Origin of the sequence: Nitratidesulfovibrio oxamicus (assembly GCF_015731765.1) — a bacterium.
GTDB classification, from domain to species: Bacteria; Desulfobacterota; Desulfovibrionia; order Desulfovibrionales; family Desulfovibrionaceae; genus Cupidesulfovibrio; species Cupidesulfovibrio oxamicus.
In genome coordinates, this window is the sequence record NZ_VRYY01000456.1 from 1 (window position 1) to 1919 (window position 1919).

Annotated in this window: 2 protein-coding genes and 1 pseudogene; 1 reads left to right on the forward strand and 2 read right to left on the reverse strand. The window is 70.5% G+C overall.

The annotated features are described in order from the left end of the window. A pseudogene (locus FVW20_RS13880) lies at nt 1-638 on the forward strand (DUF429 domain-containing protein); the annotation flags it as partial. Between the two features lie 206 nt (nt 639-844). Here FVW20_RS13880 and FVW20_RS13885 read toward each other — a convergent pair. Together FVW20_RS13885 and FVW20_RS13890 are read right to left on the reverse strand one after the other, a co-directional pair. Further along, nucleotides 845-1030 carry a hypothetical protein gene (locus tag FVW20_RS13885; protein ID WP_196610080.1) on the reverse strand — a complete coding sequence of 62 codons (186 nt, stop codon included), beginning with the start codon at nt 1028-1030 and terminating at the stop codon, nt 845-847. Nucleotides 1031-1072: 42 nt separating this feature from the next. Further along, the coding region (locus FVW20_RS13890) for a DMT family transporter (RefSeq protein ID WP_196610081.1) at nt 1073-1919 on the reverse strand (847 nt) is incomplete at its 5' end.

Consider the following 1919-nt stretch of genomic DNA (forward strand, 5'->3'; position numbering starts at 1 on the left):
CCGGGGCCGCCAGCCCCATGAACACGGTGCGCCCGCCCGTGGCCCTGATGTTCCACGCCGTGGCCCCCCGGCTGGCCGCGCACGCAGTGCACGTGCCCCTGCTACGCCCCCTGCCCGACCTGCCCGGCCGGTCGGACAACGCCCGCGTGGCACTGGAAACCTACCCCGGCTGGCTGGCCCGGCAGTTGACAGGCCGCGCCCCCTACAAGGGCGGCGGCGCCACGGACAGATCCGCCCGGCGCGAGGTACGCACCCAACTGCTGCGAAAGCTTGCGGGATTGGGGGAACTGACCGAATCGACCAGCACCTTTGACCCAACGAACCCCATTGGCCTGTCATCACCCCAGCCTGTCCCCCAGCCAGTCCCCCAGTCCGGCCCCCTGCCTGTCCCCCTGCCTGTCCCCCAGCCTGTCCCCCTGTCCGGCCTATCCATCCGCTGGAATGCGGACCATGCCGCCCGCATGCTGGACGACCCGGAAGCGGACCTGCTGGACGCCCTGCTCTGCGCCGTGCTGGCCGCTGCCTCCGCCCTGCGGCCCGGCTACGGCCTGCCGTCACCAGCCGCACTTCCCCACGGCGTCACCGCCGTGCGACTGGGCGTGGAAGGCTGGATCGCCGGTCTGCCGCCACAGGAATAGCCGCCCCGCCCGTACGCCTCGCATGCCTCGCGGCTCTCCTCCCCCCGAAAGAAAACGACGCGCAACGGTCATCCGCCACGCGCCGTACCTGCGCAATGTCTGGGCTGTCTTCGCTGGCGATGCCAGCCGCTCATCTCGCTTGCCGCAATCCGCAATGCCTCACCGACAGCCACCTGCCGCCGTCTCGCTGGCGGCAATCCTCGCCCTTACCAGCCCGCCCCGCCCGTTAACAGGAAGGACAGCATGGACCATGTGGCCCCCAGCAGGGCCAGCAGCAGCAGCCCCAGAAACAGACGCAACACGCACCCGGCAGCGGCCAGCAGTCCGCGCAGCAGCAGCCAGCCAAGCACCGCAGCCACGGCGGCCACGAATATCAGGCCCAGTATCTTCATCGTCGTTCCCCCGTCCGGTTGCGGCGCCGCGCGCCCTGATTGTCATTTGTCCTCATGCGGTGCCGCGTCAGACCCACCTTCCAGCTCGTCCGGACGGCATACCCGCGCGCCCGAACTGCCAGATCCACCCGACGCACCGGACAGGCCCAGCCAGATGGCGAACAGGGCAATCCCCGCCCCGGCCATGCCCCATCCGTCCGTGGGCCGCTTGAACAGCAGGATGTCCCACACGAACGACAGCGCGGGCTGCACCAGCATCACCAGCCCCGCCAGCGAGGCAGGCAGGCGCGGCAGCCCGGTGGACAGCAGCACCCAGCCCACGCCCTGGCACAGCACGCCATAGGCCATCAGGTAGCCGCCGCTGGCCGCATCGACAATGGCAAAGCTGTCGCCCCGCGCCAGAATGCCCGCGCCGCTTACCGCCGCGCAGGCCAGCGAAATGACGGCCATGTTGGCCACCGGAGAAAGCATGCCCGCCATGCCGCGCGACTGGCGCAGCAGCAGGATGAACCCGGTGTAGAACAGCGCCGTGGCAAAGCCGTAGCCCACCCCGGCCAGTGAATCGCCCACCACCAGCCCGCCATCCGTGAACGTGGGCAGCAGTTCCGCCGGGCTGACGCCCAGCAGCAGCCACAACCCGGCCAGGGCCAGCGGAATGGCCGCCATGTGCCGCCCGGACAGCTTTTCGCCCAGCAGCAGCGCACCGGCAATGGCGATGAAGAATACCTGGAAATTGCCGATGATGGTGGCCAGCCCCGGCCCGATGAGCAGGATGCCCCGGTGCCAGCACTCCAGGTCCAGCGCGAACAGCACGGCGGCTCCCACCATCACCGCCCACACGCCGGGCCGCGCGCGCAGCCGCTCGCGCCGGGCCAGCGCCACGCACAGC

Coding starts and splice junctions, on each gene's coding strand:
- FVW20_RS13885 (WP_196610080.1), bottom strand. CDS start 1,030: ATGAAGATACTGGGCCTGATATTCGTGGCCGCCGTGGCTGCGGTGCTT.